Origin of the sequence: Bradyrhizobium shewense (assembly GCF_900094605.1) — a bacterium.
Lineage (GTDB): Bacteria > Pseudomonadota > Alphaproteobacteria > Rhizobiales > Xanthobacteraceae > Bradyrhizobium > Bradyrhizobium shewense.
This window is the reverse complement of sequence record NZ_FMAI01000011.1, coordinates 221,008-238,638: the sequence shown is the minus strand read 5'-3', so window position 1 is coordinate 238,638 and position 17,631 is coordinate 221,008. Positions and strand designations below refer to the sequence as shown.

The following is a 17,631-nucleotide window of genomic DNA, read 5'->3' as shown; positions in this document are numbered from 1 at the left end:
CCTGACGCGAGCCTAGACCGCTACCTGGCGGCGGCGCGATCCAGCGAGCGATTCAGTGCCAGAACGTTAACCCTGGGTTCGCCAATCAGGCCGAGCAAGGGGCCTTCGGTGTTGGCGGTCACGATCTGCTTGACCTGATCCTCCGGCATATTCCGCGCCTTGGCCACGCGCGGCACCTGGAATTGCGCCGCTTCCGGCGAGATATCAGGATCGAGGCCGCTGGCCGACGTCGTCACCAGGTCGACCGGCACGGCAGCGTTCGGATTCTCAGCCTTGAGCTTGTCTACATCTTCCCTCAGCCGGTCGGCCAGCGCCTTGCTGGTCGGGCCGAGATTGGAGCCACCGGAATTGGCGGCATTGTAGGGCGCGGGCACCGTCTTGGTCGAATCATTGGGGTCCGGCGCAACCGTCGCCGAGGGACGGCCGTGGAAGTATTTGTCGTCCCTGAACTCCTGCCCGATCAGGGCGGAGCCGATCACCTTGCCGTCCTTCTCGATCAGGCTGCCTTGGGCCTGCGCCGGGAAGAGCGCGCCGGCGATGGCCGTCATCGCCAGCGGATAGGCAAGGCCGGTGATGGCGGTGAGCACCAGCAAGAGGACGATGGCGGGGCGGATTTCTCTGAGCATGTTGGTCTCCTAAGTCTTCGTCGTTGCGCGCGGTGCCTTGCGCCGCGCGCCGACGGTTCAAGCCAGGTGCAAGGCGGTCACAACGAGGTCGATCGCCTTGATACCGATGAAGGGAATGACGATGCCGCCAAGGCCGTAGATCAACAGATTGCGCCGGAGCAGCGCACCGGCACCGACCGCGCGATAGGCGACGCCCTTCAGCGCCAGCGGAATCAGCGCGATGATGATCAATGCGTTGAAGATGATCGCCGACAGGATGGCGCTCTGCGGGCTCGACAGGTTCATGACGTTGAGCACATTGAGCTGGGGGTAGAACGCCAAAAACATCGCCGGAATGATCGCAAAATACTTTGCGACGTCATTGGCGATCGAGAACGTCGTCAGCGCGCCGCGCGTCATCAGCAGCTGCTTGCCGATCTCGACGACCTCGATCAGCTTGGTCGGGTTGGAGTCGAGGTCGACCATATTGCCGGCCTCGCGGGCGGCTTGCGTACCCGTGTTCATGGCGACACCGACGTCGGCCTGCGCAAGCGCCGGGGCGTCGTTGGTGCCGTCGCCGCACATCGCAACCAGCTTGCCCTTGGCCTGCTCGTCCCGGATCAGCTTGAGCTTGTCCTCAGGGGTCGCCTGCGCCAGAAAATCGTCGACGCCCGCCTCCGCTGCGATGGCAGCCGCCGTCATCGGGTTGTCGCCGGTGATCATGATGGTGCGAATGCCCATGCGGCGCAGCTCGGCAAAACGCTCGCGGATACCGCCCTTGACGATGTCCTTGAGCTGGATGACGCCGAGCAGCTTGCCGTCCCTCGCGACCGCCAGCGGCGTGCCGCCGGCCTTCGAGATCTCGTCCGCGATGGTCTGGATCTCGCGGCCGAGGTCCGACAGTGCCGCCGGCTGGATCGCCCGCGCCGCGTTGCCCGAAGCAACCGCCAGCGGCGCGCCGCCGCCGACATAGTTCAGCATCGCATCGACCGCGCCCTTGCGCACCGACGAGCCACCGGCGTCGACGCCGCTCATGCGGGTCTGCGCCGTGAACGGGATGAAGGTGGCGCCAAGCTCCGCCATGTCGCGGCCTCGGATGCCGTATTTCTCCTTTGCCAGCACCACGATGGAACGGCCTTCCGGCGTCTCGTCGGCGAGCGAGGCGAGCTGCGCCGCGTCGGCGAGCTCCTGCTCGGTCACTCCCCGAACAGGACGAAACGCGGTCGCCTGCCGGTTGCCGAGCGTGATGGTGCCGGTCTTGTCGAGCAGCAGAGTGTCGACATCGCCGGCGGCCTCGACGGCGCGGCCCGACATCGCCAGCACGTTGAAGCGCACCAGACGGTCCATGCCCGCAATGCCGATCGCGGACAGCAGCGCGCCGATCGTGGTCGGGATCAGCGTTACGAACAGTGCGACCAGCACGATCACCGAGATCGAGCCGCCGGCATAGGCCGCATAGCTCGGAATGGTGACGGTGGCGAACACGAAGATGATGGTGAGACCGGCGAGCAGGATGTTGAGCGCGATCTCGTTCGGCGTCTTCTGCCGCTCGGCGCCTTCGACCAGCTTGATCATGCGGTCGATGAAGGTCGAGCCTTGCGCCGCCGTGATGCGGACGCGGATCCAGTCGGACAGCACCTGCGTGCCGCCTGTCACCGCCGACCGGTCGCCGCCGGATTCGCGAATGACGGGCGCGGACTCGCCGGTGATGGCGGCCTCGTTGACGGAGGCGACACCCTCGATCACCTCGCCATCGGAGGGAATGGTATCGCCGGCCTCGACCAGCACGATGTCGCCGACCTTGAGGCTCGTGCCCGGCACCATCTTGAAGGCCCGGCCCGCACCGGTCAGGAGCTTGGCCTGGCTCTCGGTGCGGGTCTTGCGCAGCGATTCGGCCTGCGCCTTGCCGCGGCCTTCGGCCACCGCTTCGGCAAAATTGGCAAACAGCACCGTGAACCAGAGCCAGACGATGATCTGGAAGGTGAAGCCGAGGCCTGAGCCGCCGGTGATGATGTCGCGCAGGAAGATCACCGTGGTGAGCGCGGCCACGATCTCGACCACGAACATCACGGGGTTCTTCACCATCAGCCGCGGATCGAGCTTGGTGAAGGAGGCGCGGATCGCGGGCATCACGATCTTGGGATCGAGCATTGCCGAGACGGCAGCACGTTTTTGCAGTTTCGTCGTATCCATGGAGGTCACTCCAGACATTCAGAAGAGGTTGCCGGCGTTCATCGCCAGATGTTCGACGATCGGGCCGAGCGCGAGCGCCGGGAAGAAGGTCAGGCCGCCCATGATCAGGATGACGCCGACGACGAGGCCGACGAACAGGCCCCCCGTGGTCGGGAACGTGCCCGTGGACGGCGGGATCGACTTCTTCTCCGCGAGCGATCCCGCGATCGCCATGGCCGGGACGATCATGAAGAAGCGGCCGACGAACATCGCGCTTGCGAGCGTGAGGTTGTAGAAGAAGGTGTTGCCGGTGAGGCCTGCGAAGGCCGAGCCGTTGTTGCCGGTCGCCGAGGTGAAGGCATAGAGCACTTCGGTGAAGCCATGCGGTCCGGCATTCGCCGTCGAGGCGACGGCCGCCGGATAGACCACGCCGACGGCGGTCCAGCCGAGGATCATCAGCGGCAGCACCAGGATGGCCAGCATCGCCATCTTGACCTCGCGCGCCTCGATCTTCTTGCCGACATATTCCGGGGTGCGGCCGACCATCAGTCCGGCGACGAAGATCGCGAGGATGACGAACAGCAGCATGCCGTACATGCCGGCGCCGACGCCGCCGACGATGATCTCGCCGAGCTCGATATTGATCAGCGGGATCATGCCGCCGAGCGCGGTGAAGCTGTCATGCATCGCATTGACCGCGCCGCATGAAGCGGCCGTCGTGACGACGGCGAACAGCGAGGACGCGACGATGCCGAAGCGGACCTCCTTGCCCTCCATGTTGCCGCCGGTCAGGCCCAGCGCATGGAGCATCGAGGTTCCGTTCGCTTCCGCCCAATAGGTGATGGCGACGCCTGCGACGAACAGCACGCCCATCACGGACAGGATCGCCCAGCCCTGGCGCTGGTTGCCGACCATACGGCCGAACACGTTGGTCATCGCGGCGCCGAGCGCGAAGATCGAAAGCATCTGCACGAAATTCGACAGCGCAGTCGGATTTTCGAACGGGTGCGCCGCGTTGGCGTTGAAGAAGCCACCGCCATTGGTGCCGAGCATCTTGATCGCCACCTGGGAAGCGACCGGGCCGACCGCAATGGTCTGCCTGGCGCCCTCGAGCGTGGTCGCCTCGATATACGGGCCGAGCGTCTGCGGCATGCCCTGCCAGACCAGGAACAGCGTGTAGACCACGCAGATCGGCAGCAGCACGTAGAGCGTGCAGCGGGTGACGTCGACCCAGAAATTGCCAACCGTGCGCATCGAGGCGCGCGAGAAGCCGCGGATCAGGGCCATCGCCAGCGCGATGCCGGTTGCCGCCGACAGGAAGTTCTGGGGCGTCAGGCCTAGCATCTGGACGAGATAGGATAGCGTGCTCTCGCCGCCGTAGTTCTGCCAGTTGGTGTTGGTGATGAAGGAGACCGCGGTGTTGAAGGAGAGATCCTCGGCGACCGCGCCCTGCCCGGCCGGATTGAAGGGCAACACGGCCTGAAGCCGCATCACACCGTAGATGATGAGGAAGCCGCCGACATGGAACAGCAACATGGCGACCGTGTAGGTCAGCCAATGCTGCTCGCGCTTCTCGTCGACGCCGGAAATCCAGTACACGCCGGCCTCGATCGGGCGCAGCACCGGCGACAGGAACGTCCGCTCGCCGCCGAACACCCGCGTCATGTACCAGCCGAGCGGCTTGGTCAGCGCGACGATGATGGCGCAAAACAGAATGATCTGGAGCCAACCGATCACAGTCATGGAATCAACCCTTCAGGCTTGGTGTCCGGCGCAACAGCGGCAGGAGCACCGTCAGCAGGCAGGCGACGAGCACGGCGTCCGCCAGCAGCAATTCGACGAGCAGCAGCACGGGTCAGAACCGCTCGGGCCGCAGCAGTGCATAGGTGAGGTAGACCAGCAGACCGAACGAGACGGCACCGGCGAGCGCATAATCGAAGATCATGGTTTGCTCCGTCATAGCCGTTCGCAGGCGTAGGTGTAGCCGATCGCGAGGGCGAAGAAGCCGAAGCCCAGCGCCAGCATCAGAATGTCCATCATGGCGATACTCCTCATTGCGCCATCAAATCCGGCGCAACTTTCTCTCGGTGACCCGGCGGCTCGCGAAGGAAATGGAACGCATTTCCACGGGCGACAGCCCGGACTTTTGACCGTGCTGAAGTGCCACCCCGCTCATAGGTTTTCGAGATGAGGGCTATGGCAAATATATAGGAATCTCATAAAGGCGGGGGCGATGCTCCATTGGGCGATGGTCGCGCACCCCGGCTGTCGTCCCAGACAAGCGAAGCGCAGATCCGGGACCTCAGCGCGAGCGCTTGCGCTCGTCGCGATAACCACAGGGAGTGGTTCGACGAAGGTTCGTGGTGACGAGCTTCGTACGACAACATCTCCCTGGGGCTATGGGTCCCCGCTTTCGCGAGGACGACAGTCGTGAATTGGGCGACAAGACTGCGCCTCTCACCCGCCCCCCACTTATGAAATCCCTATATCTCTCGCCCGATCCCCATCTCGTTTTCAAATGCACTCCCCGCCATCCTGGCAATGCCGGCCGACTGACCGACGCCAATTCCAGGAGGCCCGACATGACCGCCGCTCTCCGACTCCTCGACCCGCCTTCCCTCGGCCAACAGCTTCGCACGGCACCGGCGATGACCCGGCCGTTGATGCTCGACATCATCGCGCACGCCGGCAGGCGCGTCCCCTCGCTCGGCCAAGGCGAGCGCGCCGCACGCATCATGCGCCTGATCGACGTTGAAGCCTGGGCCGATGCGGCGCTGGCGCTGATCGAGCTCGAGCTGCCGATGTGGCAGGTCCGCCGCATCGCCTATGACGAGGGCGAGTGGCATTGTGCACTGTCGCGCGAGCGAGAGCTGCCGGACTGGCTGGATGCCGCGGTCGAGGCGCGCCATTCCGACCTCGCGCTGGCTCTGCTGTCGGCCTTCATCGAGGTCCGGGCATTGGCCGCGGACGTGCCGCGGCCAAGCGTTCCTTCCGTTCGTCCTGTGCTGGATCCGCTTTACGAGCCGCTCGCTTGCGACAATTTCGGCTAGGCAGCCTCGCACTGTTCGCGCAGGTCCACCTCGTCAACGATGTAGCCTGAGCGACCGCCGTTCCCGGCTTTATGACCTTCCTATGAGATCGCCGCGGCTCCACCCTCGAAATCATATTCGTCACTAAGGATATTGAGCGCGCAGGCAGGGACACGCGTCCCGAGCCGGCATCGTTCAGAAGGAATAGATCCGTGAAACTCGTCGAACCTCCCTCGTGCAGCTCGCTTTCGACCATCGTCTTCATCGGCAGGAATCGCCGCGGACAATGGGTCGCTCAGGAACAACACGGCCTCTATGGCGGCCTGTTCGTCAGCCGTGCGCAGGCGATCAAATATGCGCTGTTCGAGAACGGACGGCATCCCGAGACCATTGTCGAGCTGCCGCGCGAGATCGAGCTCGACATGGCCAGGAGCCCCACTCCAGACATCTCGCACCGCGCCGCCTGAGCCGGCGACCTTACGGCGAAGCACCATGTTCATCCCTCCAGCTGCCTGGTTCACCGGCTTCATTCCGGACCTGCCGACGCCGTTCGATGCGGCTGACGCGGTCGATCTCAAGGCGTTCGCCGCACTGTGTGAACGGCAGGTCGCGGCCGGCGTTCCAGCCATCGTGGTCTGCGAGACGGCCGGCGAGGCACCGACGCTCTCGCCGGCCGAGCAGGAGCTCGTCATTCGCACCGCGGTCGACGTCGCGCGCGGCCGCGTGCGGATCATCGCGGGCGCGATCTCCAATGCGACCAGCCACGCCATCGAACTCGCGCGGCGCGCGGAAGCTGCCGGCGCCGATGCCGTCATGTCGGTCGTGCCCGCCTACAACAAGCCGATGCAGGAGGGCACGCTCGCGCACTTCCGCGCGGTCGCCGGCGCGATCGGATTGCCGGTGATCCTGCACGACGTGCCCTCCCGCACGCTGCGGCCACTGGCCGACGAGACGCTCCTGCGCCTGGTCGAGTCCCGCCAATTCGTGGGCCTGCGTGACGGCAGCGGCGACATCACCCGCCCGATGCGCCTCGCCCGGCATCTGCCGGCCGGCTTTCGCTCTCTATCCGGCGACGACGTTACCGCCTTCGCCTACATCGCGGACGGCGGCGATGGCGCGATCTCCGAGGTCGCCAACATCGCGCCGGATCTCTGCCGCACGATCTTCTCGCAGGTCAGGCAAGGCCGGCTGCAATCCGCACGCTATCTGCACAAGCGCCTGATCCCGCTCGTCACCTGCCTCTCCAGGGAGAGCCCGGCGGCCCTCAAGGGCGCCCTCGGCATGCTCGGCTTGATGCGGCCGGACACGCGGCTGCCGATCGTGCCGCTCAACCCCGCCGGCCAGGCGGAGATCGCCAGGGCCTTCGCCGCCATCGCAGACGAGGAACTGATCGATGGCGTCGGCGCCTGACTATGACATTCCTATACGGAGGCCCCGGGGCTCATCTCGCAATCCTACGCCGCGATCATCATCCTACGGGATGGATTGGGGCGGCTCTCGCCGCGCCACAGAGAAGGACTTCCGACAATGTCGATGCTGACCCACGGCCTTGAACGGCCTCTCGCCTGGGCGGAGCGACCGCTACAGATATCGGCAACGCGCAATGCCCAGCTCAAACGCCTCGCATTCGGCGCTCTGACCCTGCTCTCGATGGGCAGCGTGCTCACCGCGCTCATTGCGCTGCGAACCGCAATCTATGTCTGGCATCTCCACGCCTGAACCCGCAGCGGCAGACATCATGACCCTGCAGATGTGTGAGGAGGCCGCCATGGCTGCCATCGCTCTTCAAGCCGCGCACCGTGTGCCGAAGTCACGAACTGGGGCGCTCGACATTGGCGCGGCGACCGCCCTCAAGCCGCTCGATCCCGATGTCGTCAGCCCCGCCATTCCCGCCTTCTTCATTGGGCATAACCGCGCCGGCCTCTGGGTTGCCCGCGAGGCCCAGGGCCGCGCCGGCGGTCTCTTCCTGCTCAAGAGCTCCGCGGTCGAATTCGCCAACGGCCGGAGCGCACCGGCCCGATGCGCACTGGTGTTTCCGGCCGAGGCCTTCGAGCTCGACGTCGAGAACCAGGGCAATCCGCTGGTCGCACTGGCAGCACGATGGCTGGAGGGCGTGACGCGACATCTGGCCCGCCTTGCGAGGTAACGACATGATCGAACTCAAGATCGTCATCCTGGTCGCATTGATGGGCGCATTGCTGCTGGGCATGCGGGTCACCGCGCGCCCGGCCTCGGACGGCTAGCATGCAGCCGTTCAAGGGAAATCTCGAGCAGGCGGTCACAATGACCATCCTGACCATGACGCTGAGCCTGATTTGGGGCGCGATCCTGACGCTCGTGATCACGCTTGTCGCGCGCGGGCTCGGCGTCTAGCTCCTCGCTTCCCGCTCGATCAGCCGCGCCAATTCCGCCGCCGTGACCTCGATCGGCCGGCCGCTGCGCTCGACGCGGGCTTGGATCAGCGCACCCTGGAGCGACGACGTGCAGAGCACGGCAAGTGTTTCCGCCCGCGGCCTGGCAAACCCGTCGGCGACAAGCTTGTCACGCAGGATGGACAGTCGCGCCGCATAGGCCTTGCGACCGGCATCGGACACGGCACGCTCGCGCGGCGCAAGCTCGAGCAGCACGGTCGTGATCGGGCAGCCGTTGCGAAAGCCGGAGCCCTGCATCCACCCCGCCAGTAGTCTTGCGTGCGCTCGCAAGAGGTCGGCGGTCGAGCTGCACTCTTCCGCGAGCTTGGCGACCGTCGCCGCGACGCGGCGGCCCGCCTCCTCCACCGCCGCCACCGCAATCGAGGATTTTCCATCCGGAAAGTAATGGTAGAGCGAGCCTTTTGGTGCACCGCTGACGTCGACGATGTCGTTCAGGCCGGTCCGGGCATATCCCTGACGGCGGAACAGCGTCACCGCAGCATTGATGATGGGCTGGCGGTGTTTTGGCACGGCCGGCATGACGCTCTCCCCTTCGCACGAAATTATATTGATTGGTCTACATCAGCCTCCGACAGTCAAGCCTGGATCATAACTAGGCAAATGCCAATGGGAGTGACCTTCGAGGTAAACGACGGCGTCGCGCGGATCGGGCTCGACGACGGCAAGGTCAATGTGATGTCGACCACCATGCTGGGCGAGATCGGCGCCGCCTTCGACCGGGCCGAGACGGAAGCCGAGATCGTGGTGCTGCGCTCGGCGCGGCCCGGCATCTTCTCCGCCGGCTTCGATCTCAAGGTGTTCGCCGCCGGCGATGCCGCCAAGAGCCTCGAGATGGTCCGCGCCGGCGCCGAGCTCGCGCTGCGGCTGATGTCGTTTCCGCATCCGACAATCGGCGTGATGGAAGGTCATGCCTTTCCGATGGGGACGTTCCTGCTGCTCGCCTGCGACGTCAGGCTGGGCGCGCGCGGGCCGCACCGCATGGGGCTGAACGAGGTCGCGATCGGCATCGCGCCGCCGAGCTTTGCCATCGAGCTCGCGCGCAGCCGCCTGCATCCGGCCTGGCTCAGCCGCACCGTCACGCTCGGCGAAATGTACGAGCCCGAGGAGGCGCTGACCGCCGGCTTTCTCGATCGCGTGGTCGCGCCGGAGAGGGTCGACATCACGCTCGAGGAGGTCATCGTGGCATTGCGCGCGATCCACAAGCCGTCGCATGCAACCGCAAAGAAGCGCCTGCGCCAACCGGCCACGGACGCGATGCGTATGGCGATCAACCGTGAACTGACCATGGCTGCCTATGAGGCGAGCAGCCGGGCGCGCAGCGCGGTGGCGATGCCCGGTTGACGCCGCCTGTCCGGCGGAAAAGACCCGGCCGATCTGGCGCAATTCTAGGGAACCGTGTAGAGCGGTTGCATGAGCACTGCCAATGTCAACGTCGTCGCCCACCCCCTGGTCCAGCACAAGCTCTCGCTGATGCGGGAGAAGGATCGCTCGACCAAGAGCTTTCGCGAGATCCTGAACGAGATCGGGATGCTGCTCGGCTACGAGGTGACGCGCGATTTGCCGCTGGAGCTGGTCGAGATCGAGACGCCGATCGCACCCATGCAGGCGCCCAAGATCGCCGGCAAGAAGCTCACGCTGGCGCCGATCCTGCGCGCCGGCGTCGGCTTCCTCGACGGCATGCTGGCGCTGATGCCCTCGGCGCGCATCGCCCATATCGGGCTCTACCGCGACCCCGAGACGTTGCAAGCCGTGGAATATTACTTCAAGGCGCCGCAGGACCTGTCGGATCGCACCGTGATCCTGATGGATCCGATGCTGGCGACCGGCAACTCGGCCTGCGCCGGCGCCTCCCTGCTCAAAGCCCGCGGCGCCCGCGACATCCGCTTCGTGTGCCTTCTGGCTGCGCCCGAGGGCATCGCGCAGTTCCAGACCGAACACCCGGACGTGCCGATCTGGACCGCCGCGATCGACGAGCGGCTCAACGACCACGGCTACATCGTGCCGGGCCTGGGCGATGCCGGCGACCGGATGTTCGGCACCAAGTAGACAGGTTGGCGCGATCGGGTTACTCCCCTTGCCATGAGTGCCAACGCGTCTTCGCTGCAATCGCTGATCCGGACCGAGGCCGCTGGCGATACCGCCTTCGTATGCGACGGGACATCGGTCTCGCGAGCTGAGTTCTCCGAAAGGGTCGAGCAGACCGCGGCCTGGCTTGCGGCGCAAGGCATCGGCAAGGGCGACGTGATCGCGGTCTGGCTGGTCAACCGGATCGAATGGGTCACGCTGCTGTTCGCCGCCGCCCGCCTTGGCGCGATCGTCGCGGCCGTCAATACCCGCTACCGCAGCGCGGAAGTCGCGCATCTGCTTCGTTTGTCCGGCGCCAGGCTGATGGTGGTCGAGGCCGCATTCCGCTCGGTGGATTTTGCCGCGATCCTCGCCGACATCGCCAAGGACGAAATTCCCGCGCTGCAACGGCTCGCGGTAATCGGCGCGGATGCGATCCCTGCGCACTGGCCCTGTGTGCGCTTCGATGCCTTCGACACACCCTATCCGCCGGCGCCAGCTCAAGATGACGTCGATCTTCCGGTACTGCTCTACACGACATCTGGCACCACCAAGGGGCCGAAGCTGGTTGCGCATTCGCAGCGCACGCTGGCCACGCACGCCACCTCCGTTGCCCACGCGCTTCAGCTTGATCCGCAGCGTCACGCGCTGCTGGCCATGCTTCCGTTCTGCGGCACGTTCGGCATGACGAGCCTGCTCGGCTTTGTCGCAGCCGGTGCAACCATTCACGTGCTCGACGCCTTCGAGGCGGCGCCGGCGCTGAAGATCCTCAGCGAGCACAAAGTCACCCACTCGTTCGGCTCGGACGAGATGTTCCGGCGTATCCTCGCCCTCAGCGATGCGCCACACCCATTCCCGCATCTCGAAGCCTGCGGCTTTGCCGCATTCCAGCCTGGCTGGCGCGAGCTTGCTGCGAAGGCCGAGGCGCGCGGCCTGCCGCTGTTCGGCCTCTATGGGTCGAGCGAGGTTCAGGCCCTATTCTCGATCGCCCGCACCAGCGACACCTTTTCCGACCGCATTGAGGGCGGCGGCTGGCCGATGTCACCCGAGGCAAGCGTGCGCGTGCGCGACACCGAGACCGGCGAACTTGCGGCCGAAGGCGTTTCCGGCGAGATCGAGATCAGCGCGCCGTCACGCTTCCTCGGCTATTTCAACAACCTGGATGCGACGCGCGATGCGATCACCGCGGACGGGTTCTTCCGCACCGGCGACATCGGCCGGTTGCGCGGCGACGGTTCCTTAGTCTACGAGACCCGCGCGGGCGACGCCATGCGGCTCGGCGGCTTCCTCGTCGCACCCGGCGAGATCGAGGACGAGCTCAAATCCTGTGCCGGCGTGGCCGACGCCCAGGTGGTTGCAGTCGATCTCAAGGGTCAGGCGCGCTGCGTCGCCTTCGTGATCCCGGCGAAGGAGCCGCCAATGCAGGAGACGCTGGTCGCGCGCCTGCGCGAGCGGCTCGCCGGCTACAAGATCCCGGCCCGGATCTATGTCGTGGAGGCCTTCCCCGTCACCGACAGCGCCAACGGCGTCAAGATCCAGCGCGCCAGGCTTCGCGCCATGGCGATGGAGCGGATCGCCGCCGAATAGGCGGGCCGATTTGGTTTGCGCACAAGGCTCGTTCAGTACGACTTCGCGAGCCCCAGAACCTTCTCCGCGATGAAGCTGAGCGCGAGTTGCGGGCTGACCGGCGCGATGCGCGGGATCAGCACTTCTCGCAAGTAGCGCTCGACATGGAATTCCTTGGCGTAGCCGAAGCCGCCATGAGTCATCACGGCCTGCTCGCAGGCCGAGAAGCCCGCTTCGCCCGCAAGGTATTTTGCGGCATTGGCCGCAGCGCCGCACGGCATGCCCTTGTCGTATTGCCACGCCGCCGACATCACCATCAGCCAGGCCGCCTCGAGCTCGACCCAATTCACCGCGAGCGGATGCTGGATGCCCTGGTTCTTGCCGATCGGACGGTTGAACACCACGCGCGTCTTGGCATATTCCGTGGCCCGCGCCAGCGCCAGCTTGCCGAGGCCGACCGCCTCCGCCGCGATCAGGATGCGCTCGGGGTTCATGCCTTCGAGGATGTACTGAAAACCCTTGCCCTCTTCGCCGATGCGATCCTCCATCGGGATCTCGAAATCTTCGAAGAACAGCTCGTTGGAATCGACGATCTTGCGGCCCATCTTCTCGATCTCGTGGACCTTGATCTTGTTGCGGTCGAAATCGGTGTAGAACAGGCTGAGGCCATGGGTCGGCGAACGCACCTCCTCCAGCGGCGTGGTGCGGGCAAGCAGCAGGATCTTGTGCGCGACCTGCGCGGTCGAGATCCACACCTTCTGGCCGTTGACGATGTAACGGTCGTTCTTGGCGACCGCGCGGGTCTTGAGCTGCGTGGTGTTGAGGCCGGTGTTGGGCTCGGTGACGGCGAAGCAGGCCTTCTCACGGCCCTCCACCATCGGCGGCAACATGCGCCTCCGCTGCTCCTCGGTGCCGAACACGACGACGGGATTGAGTCCGAACACGTTGATGTGCACGGCGGATGCGCCGGACATGCCGGCACCGGATTCGGCGATGGTGCGCATCATGATCGCAGCTTCGGTGATGCCGAGCCCCGAGCCGCCATATTCCTCCGGCACGCAGATGCCGAGCCAGCCGGCGTCGGCAAGTGCTTTATGAAAATCGTGCGGGAAGCCGCCGTCATGGTCCTTCTTCAGCCAGTAGGCATCCGGAAAGCCTTCGCAGATCTTGGCGATGGCATCGCGAATGGCTTCCTGCTGATCGGTGAGCGCGAAATCCATGTTCTTGATCTCCTTGTCGGGGAGCCGCGACCGCCATCTCCCGTCTCTTCGCGTTCCCCGCTCAAAGGCCGGGCCGCTTGCTTCGCGCCCTGACGTGCCCTTGCCTGGGTTCTTAGCTCGAAAAACCGCGTACAGATACGTGAATTTGTCTATCAAGTGTGTCTACCATGCATAGGGTCATGCGACGTAAAGCTATGAGCGCGCCGTTATTTCGCAGGGAGGAAACCGCGATGGCCGGACTTTATTTCGAAGACTTTTCCGTAGGCCAGGAGTTCAGGCATCCGCTAACCCGGACCGTCACGGAGATGGACAACACCATGTTCAGCCTGCTGACGCTCAATCCGCAGCCGCTGCACATCGATGCGAATTTCGCCGAAAAGACCGAGTTCGGCCAACGCATTTTCAACAGCCTTTACACCCTCGGCATCATGATCGGCATGACGGTCTATGATACGACCATGGGGACCACCGTTGCCAATCTTGGCATGACCGACGTCACCTTTCCAAAACCGGTCTTCCATGGCGACACGTTGCGGGCCACGACAAAGGTGCTCTCGGTGCGGGAATCCAAATCGCGGCCCAAAGCCGGCATCGTCGAGTTCGAGCACCATGCCTTGAACCAGAACGACGAGATCGTCGGCAAATGCCGCCGCATGGCGATGATGCACAAGAGGCCGGTCTGATGCGTTCGATGCTGTTCGTGCCGGGCGATTCCCCGCGCAAATTCGAGAAGGCGAGCGAAGGCAAGGCCGACGCGCTGATCATCGACCTCGAGGATTCCGTCGTCACCGAGAAGAAGGCGGAGGCGCGCGGGTTGACCCTGACGATGCTCAAGGGCCAACGCGGCTCGCACCAGCTCTATGTCCGCGTCAACGCGCTCGACACCGGCATGACGCTCGCCGATCTCGCCGCGGTGATGCCGGGCAGGCCCGACGGAATCGTGCTGCCGAAATCGCAGGGCGGTGATGACGTAAGGCAGGTCGCAACCTGGCTCGAAGCCTTGGAAGCCGCGGCCGGCATCGCGATCGGCACCACCCGCATCGTCTGCGTGGCGACCGAAACCGCGGGCTCGATCTTCGGGCTCGGCAGCTACAAGGGCTGCTCCCCTCGCCTCGCCGGCCTGATGTGGGGCGCGGAAGATCTCTCGGCTTCGCTCGGCGCCACCGAAAAGGCGTCCGGCGGCGTGTTCCACAGCCCCTATCGTCTCGCGCGCGATCTCTGCCTGATGGCGGCGGCTGCGGCCGAGGTGGCGCCAATCGATACGGTCTATACCGACATCGACAACCTCGCCGGTCTCGAGCAGGAAACACGCGCGGCGCGCCGCGACGGGTTTTCCGCCAAGGCGCTGATCCATCCCAAGCACGTCGATGTCGTCAACGCGGCGTTCGAACCGACCGAGGCCGAACGCACCTGGGCGGAAAAAGTGATCGCGGCATTCGCCAGCAATCCCAATTCCGGCACGCTGCGGCTCGACGGCCAGATGATCGACAAGCCGCATCTTCGCGCCGCGAAGAAGATCCTCGGCCAGCCCTAGGCAGCCGGGGGCTGCGGCCGAAAGCGTCGGCTTGAAGCTGCGGCCTTAGTCGAACCCCTGAACCGGCGGCGCCGAGGCTTGCGCCGGAGCGGCGGGAGCGGCCTGAACTGGCGGAGCCGGATTGCCGGCAGCTCGCATCTGACCGTTGGCTGCCATCGCCTCGCGGGTGCGCGTCGGGCTTCTGGTCGCGGCCGCGCGGCGCGGCGGCGGCCGATGTCCTGCCGAGTGAGAACCTCTCATACCCCAGGACCGAGCGATTGACGGTCCAGCAGTGTAGCCGATCAAGGCTCCGGCAACCGCACCGACTGGGCCCAGCACGACCGCGCCGGAGACGGCGCCGAGCGCCGCATCGCCCGCGCGCTCCTGCGCAACCGCGCTCACGGGCACACACGCCAGCATTGCGACAGCAGTAATTAGAGCCTTGGTCATCGGAGCGCCTCCCTCGCGGGAAATCACTCGTTCTCAAATATGGCCACAGGAGGTTCGCTTGCCGGCCAACAAATGGCAATCGACTGGTGGAACCCGGCAGCGGATTGACGATGGTTTCCCTCTCCTCGCGAGCGGGAGGGTCGTCGCATTTGACTTCGGCAACACCTCGCCGCGCGCCTCGTCCTTCGAGACGACCGCTTCGCAGTTTCCTCACGATGAGGCTAAGCAGCATCGTACCCGTTGAACTGCCGCTACGCATTCCGTCCTCATCCTGAGGAGCCCGCCTAAAGCGGGCGTCTCGAAGGATGGCCGCAGGAACGGCTCTCAAACGCGCTCGCCCCGCCGCGCGGGACGAAGCGAGAGCAACTACACGATCTTGATCGACATATCCGGCAAGCCCTCGAGCTTGCACAGCAGTACGTCGCCCTTCACGACGGGACCGACATTCTCCGGCGTGCCGGAATAGATGATGTCACCGGCTTTCAATTCGAAGGCTTCCGACAGCTTTGCGACCTGCTCGGCCACGTTCCAGATCATCTTGCTGAGATCCGAGTTCTGCTTCACCGTGCCGTTGATCGCCAGCGAGATGGCGCCCTTGTCGAAATGCCCGGTCTTGCTGGCCGGATGAATCGGGCCGATCACCGCGGCGTGGTCAAAACTCTTGCCGATCTCCCAGGGCTTCTTCTCCGCGGCCATGCCGTTCTGGAGGTCGCGCCGGGTCATGTCGAGGCCGAGCGCGTAGCCATAGACGTGGTCGAGTGCCTGATCGACCGGGATATTGGTGCCGCCTGATTTCAGCGCGGCGACCAGCTCGACCTCGTGATGATAGTTCTTGGTCAGTGACGGATAGGGATGATCGGCGACCTCGCCGACCGCGACGTTCTGGATCGCGTCGGTCGGCTTCTGGAAGAAGAACGGCGGCTCGCGGTTCGGGTCCGAGCCGCGCTCGATCGCGTGCGCGGCGTAGTTGCGCCCGATGCAGTAGATGCGGCGGACCTGAAACACCTGGCTCTCGCCGACGATCGGGATCGTGACCATCGGCACCGGAAAGATCGGCTTCGGTCCGGCCTGCGCTGCGGCCGGCGCCGCTTCGGCGATGCCCGCCGCGGTCATCGCGGCTGCGGCAGTGAGCACGTCACGTCGAGACGTCTTCGTCATGGTTCTGTTCCCTGGCTTGGGGGAAGTTTCCTCAAGGGCGTTCTTAGAACCAAACGACCGGCAGGCCAATGGCCCGTCCGCTACACCTTGAGCCGCGAGATGATCGACATCATGATTTCAGCGAACTCCGCGCCGTCTCCGGCGCCATCAGCGTCGCGACGATCGTGATGATCGAGAGTGCGATGATGTAGACGGACACGGCCCAATACGAGCCGGCCCACGCCAGCAGCGCGGTCGCAATCAGCGGCGAGAAGCCGCCGCTCAGCGCCGCCGCGACATTGGCCCCGAGCGAGGCTCCGCTGTAGCGGACCTGGGTGCGGAACAGCTCCGGCATGAACGCGGCCTTCGGCCCGAACAGCAGCGCATGGGTCAGCGTCATCGTGACGACGAGCGCCAGCGTGATCAGCGCCGGCTCCTTCGTATCGAGGAACCAGAACAACGGAAACGCCAACGCCACCGAGAACACGCCGCCGGCGAGATACAGCGCTTTGCGGCCGAAGATGTCGGACAGCCAGCCGGCGAGCGGCAACGTCGCGAACTCGACGAGGGCGGCATAGACCACGGCATCCAGGATCACTTGGCGCGGCAGCCCGAGCTTCGTCGTGGCATAGACCACCGTGAAGACGGTGAGGAGATAAGCAAGCCCGACCTCCGACACCGTGATGCCGATCGCCAGCAGAAAGCTGCGCCAGTCGCGGCGGAGCACTTCCAGCACCGGCTGCGCCAGCACCTCCTTGCGCTCGACCACCTCCTTGAAGTGCGGCGTCTCCGCGAGCTTGAGCCGCACGATGAAGCCGACACCGACGAGCAGGATGCTGATCAGGAACGGCACGCGCCAGCCCCAGTTCAGGAAATCGGCTTCGGGCAGCTTGGTCATCAAGCCGAAAATGCCGGTCGAAGCGGCAACACCGACGGGAAAGCCGATCTGCACCAGGCTGCCATAGAAGCCGCGGCGATTGCCGGCATGCTCGATCACCATGACGACCGCGCCGCTCCATTCGCCGCCCAGGCCGATGCCCTGGACGAAGCGCAGCACGATGAGCAGGATCGGCGCCCACACGCCGATCTGGTTGTAGGTCGGCAGGCAGCCGATCAGGAAGGTGCCGAGCCCCATCGCGATCATGGTCGCGACCAGCATGGTCTTGCGACCGAGCCGGTCGCCGTAATGCCCGATGATGGCGCCGCCGATCGGCCGCGCCACGAAACCGACCGCATAGGTCGAGAACGCCGCCAGCGTGCCGACGAAGGGATCGAAGCTCGGGAAGAACAGCTTGTTGAAGACCAGCGCCGCCGCCGTGCCGTAGATCAGGAAGTCGTACCATTCGATGGCGGTGCCGAGCGCGCTCGCCCACACCACATGCGCCGTCGTCGATTTCTCCGCCGCCGCGGAGACTTCCGTTGCTGCCGTCATGCCCTGCCCCA

At 65.2% G+C, this 17,631-nt stretch carries 20 protein-coding genes; 11 read left to right on the top strand and 9 right to left on the bottom strand.

Annotated elements, in window-relative coordinates; all coding sequences use genetic code 11:
• Nucleotides 1–20 precede the first annotated feature (20 nt).
• From GA0061098_RS22270 to GA0061098_RS22255, 4 genes are all read right to left on the bottom strand, one after another.
• Nucleotides 21–626: a K(+)-transporting ATPase subunit C gene (locus GA0061098_RS22270; protein WP_091961019.1), complete on the bottom strand. Its 606-nt coding sequence runs from the start codon at nt 624–626 to the stop codon at nt 21–23.
• A gap of 57 nt (nt 627–683) precedes the next feature.
• Nucleotides 684–2,798: a potassium-transporting ATPase subunit KdpB gene (kdpB, locus tag GA0061098_RS22265; protein ID WP_091961016.1), complete on the bottom strand. Its 2,115-nt coding sequence runs from the start codon at nt 2,796–2,798 to the stop codon at nt 684–686.
• Between the two features lie 18 nt (nt 2,799–2,816).
• The gene (kdpA, locus tag GA0061098_RS22260; RefSeq protein WP_091961014.1) at nt 2,817–4,520 is read right to left on the bottom strand and encodes a potassium-transporting ATPase subunit KdpA; all 1,704 of its coding nucleotides are present in this window, start codon (nt 4,518–4,520) and stop codon (nt 2,817–2,819) included.
• 112 nt (nt 4,521–4,632) lie between these two features.
• On the bottom strand, nt 4,633–4,722 hold the full coding sequence (locus tag GA0061098_RS22255) for a K(+)-transporting ATPase subunit F (RefSeq protein WP_018641117.1): 90 nt from the start codon (nt 4,720–4,722) through the stop codon (nt 4,633–4,635).
• 637 nt (nt 4,723–5,359) lie between these two features.
• On the opposite strand from GA0061098_RS22255, the gene GA0061098_RS22250 reads away from it, so the two are divergent.
• The 6 genes from GA0061098_RS22250 (at nt 5,360) to GA0061098_RS47000 (ending at nt 8,179) form a co-directional block, all read left to right on the top strand.
• Nucleotides 5,360–5,827, top strand: a complete 468-nt coding sequence (locus tag GA0061098_RS22250) for a hypothetical protein (RefSeq protein ID WP_165637526.1) — start codon at nt 5,360–5,362, stop codon at nt 5,825–5,827.
• A gap of 191 nt (nt 5,828–6,018) precedes the next feature.
• Nucleotides 6,019–6,273, top strand: coding sequence for a hypothetical protein (locus tag GA0061098_RS22245; protein ID WP_165637525.1), 255 nt, complete (start codon nt 6,019–6,021; stop codon nt 6,271–6,273).
• A gap of 25 nt (nt 6,274–6,298) precedes the next feature.
• The gene (gene dapA, locus GA0061098_RS22240; RefSeq protein ID WP_091961008.1) at nt 6,299–7,216 is read left to right on the top strand and encodes a 4-hydroxy-tetrahydrodipicolinate synthase; all 918 of its coding nucleotides are present in this window, start codon (nt 6,299–6,301) and stop codon (nt 7,214–7,216) included.
• A gap of 117 nt (nt 7,217–7,333) precedes the next feature.
• Nucleotides 7,334–7,525 (top strand): hypothetical protein, encoded by a 192-nt coding sequence (locus GA0061098_RS22235; RefSeq protein ID WP_091961006.1) that lies wholly within the window; start codon nt 7,334–7,336, stop codon nt 7,523–7,525.
• A gap of 49 nt (nt 7,526–7,574) precedes the next feature.
• Complete coding sequence (locus GA0061098_RS22230) at nt 7,575–7,952, top strand: hypothetical protein (protein ID WP_347337538.1); 378 nt, start codon at nt 7,575–7,577, stop codon at nt 7,950–7,952.
• 98 nt (nt 7,953–8,050) lie between these two features.
• A complete protein-coding gene (locus GA0061098_RS47000; RefSeq protein ID WP_283808000.1) occupies nt 8,051–8,179 on the top strand; it encodes a hypothetical protein in 129 nt (42 codons plus the stop codon).
• Here the strand turns inward: GA0061098_RS47000 and GA0061098_RS22225 are convergent.
• The gene (locus GA0061098_RS22225; RefSeq protein ID WP_091961002.1) at nt 8,176–8,757 is read right to left on the bottom strand and encodes a TetR/AcrR family transcriptional regulator; all 582 of its coding nucleotides are present in this window, start codon (nt 8,755–8,757) and stop codon (nt 8,176–8,178) included. The two genes, GA0061098_RS47000 and GA0061098_RS22225, sit on opposite strands and share 4 nt — an antisense overlap.
• Nucleotides 8,758–8,844: 87 nt before the next feature.
• Between GA0061098_RS22225 and GA0061098_RS22220 the strand changes: the two genes are divergently transcribed.
• The 3 genes from GA0061098_RS22220 (at nt 8,845) to GA0061098_RS22210 (ending at nt 11,889) form a co-directional block, all read left to right on the top strand.
• Nucleotides 8,845–9,579, top strand: coding sequence for a crotonase/enoyl-CoA hydratase family protein (locus GA0061098_RS22220; protein WP_245323472.1), 735 nt, complete (start codon nt 8,845–8,847; stop codon nt 9,577–9,579).
• A 69-nt stretch (nt 9,580–9,648) separates the two neighbouring features.
• The gene (gene upp, locus GA0061098_RS22215; protein WP_091960996.1) at nt 9,649–10,284 is read left to right on the top strand and encodes a uracil phosphoribosyltransferase; all 636 of its coding nucleotides are present in this window, start codon (nt 9,649–9,651) and stop codon (nt 10,282–10,284) included.
• 33 nt (nt 10,285–10,317) lie between these two features.
• Nucleotides 10,318–11,889, top strand: coding sequence for an AMP-binding protein (locus GA0061098_RS22210; protein WP_091960993.1), 1,572 nt, complete (start codon nt 10,318–10,320; stop codon nt 11,887–11,889).
• Nucleotides 11,890–11,921: 32 nt separating this feature from the next.
• Here GA0061098_RS22210 and GA0061098_RS22205 read toward each other — a convergent pair whose 3' ends face one another.
• Nucleotides 11,922–13,088, bottom strand: a complete 1,167-nt coding sequence (locus GA0061098_RS22205) for an acyl-CoA dehydrogenase family protein (protein WP_091960990.1) — start codon at nt 13,086–13,088, stop codon at nt 11,922–11,924.
• A gap of 179 nt (nt 13,089–13,267) precedes the next feature.
• Between GA0061098_RS22205 and GA0061098_RS22200 the strand changes: the two genes are divergently transcribed.
• Together GA0061098_RS22200 and GA0061098_RS22195 are read left to right on the top strand one after the other, a co-directional pair.
• Nucleotides 13,268–13,771 carry a MaoC family dehydratase gene (locus GA0061098_RS22200; protein ID WP_347337537.1) on the top strand — a complete coding sequence of 168 codons (504 nt, stop codon included), beginning with the start codon at nt 13,268–13,270 and terminating at the stop codon, nt 13,769–13,771.
• Complete coding sequence (locus GA0061098_RS22195) at nt 13,771–14,622, top strand: HpcH/HpaI aldolase/citrate lyase family protein (protein WP_165637524.1); 852 nt, start codon at nt 13,771–13,773, stop codon at nt 14,620–14,622. The genes GA0061098_RS22200 and GA0061098_RS22195 overlap by 1 nt, the downstream gene beginning before the upstream one ends.
• Nucleotides 14,623–14,667: 45 nt before the next feature.
• Here GA0061098_RS22195 and GA0061098_RS22190 read toward each other — a convergent pair whose 3' ends face one another.
• The 3 genes from GA0061098_RS22190 to GA0061098_RS22180 all read right to left on the bottom strand — a co-directional run bounded on the left by GA0061098_RS22190 (nt 14,668) and on the right by GA0061098_RS22180 (nt 17,620).
• Nucleotides 14,668–15,051, bottom strand: coding sequence for a hypothetical protein (locus GA0061098_RS22190; protein WP_049814890.1), 384 nt, complete (start codon nt 15,049–15,051; stop codon nt 14,668–14,670).
• Nucleotides 15,052–15,417: 366 nt separating this feature from the next.
• Nucleotides 15,418–16,209: a fumarylacetoacetate hydrolase family protein gene (locus GA0061098_RS22185; protein ID WP_091960981.1), complete on the bottom strand. Its 792-nt coding sequence runs from the start codon at nt 16,207–16,209 to the stop codon at nt 15,418–15,420.
• Nucleotides 16,210–16,318: 109 nt separating this feature from the next.
• Nucleotides 16,319–17,620, bottom strand: a complete 1,302-nt coding sequence (locus GA0061098_RS22180; RefSeq protein WP_091960978.1) for an MFS transporter — start codon at nt 17,618–17,620, stop codon at nt 16,319–16,321.
• Nucleotides 17,621–17,631: the final 11 nt, after the last annotated feature.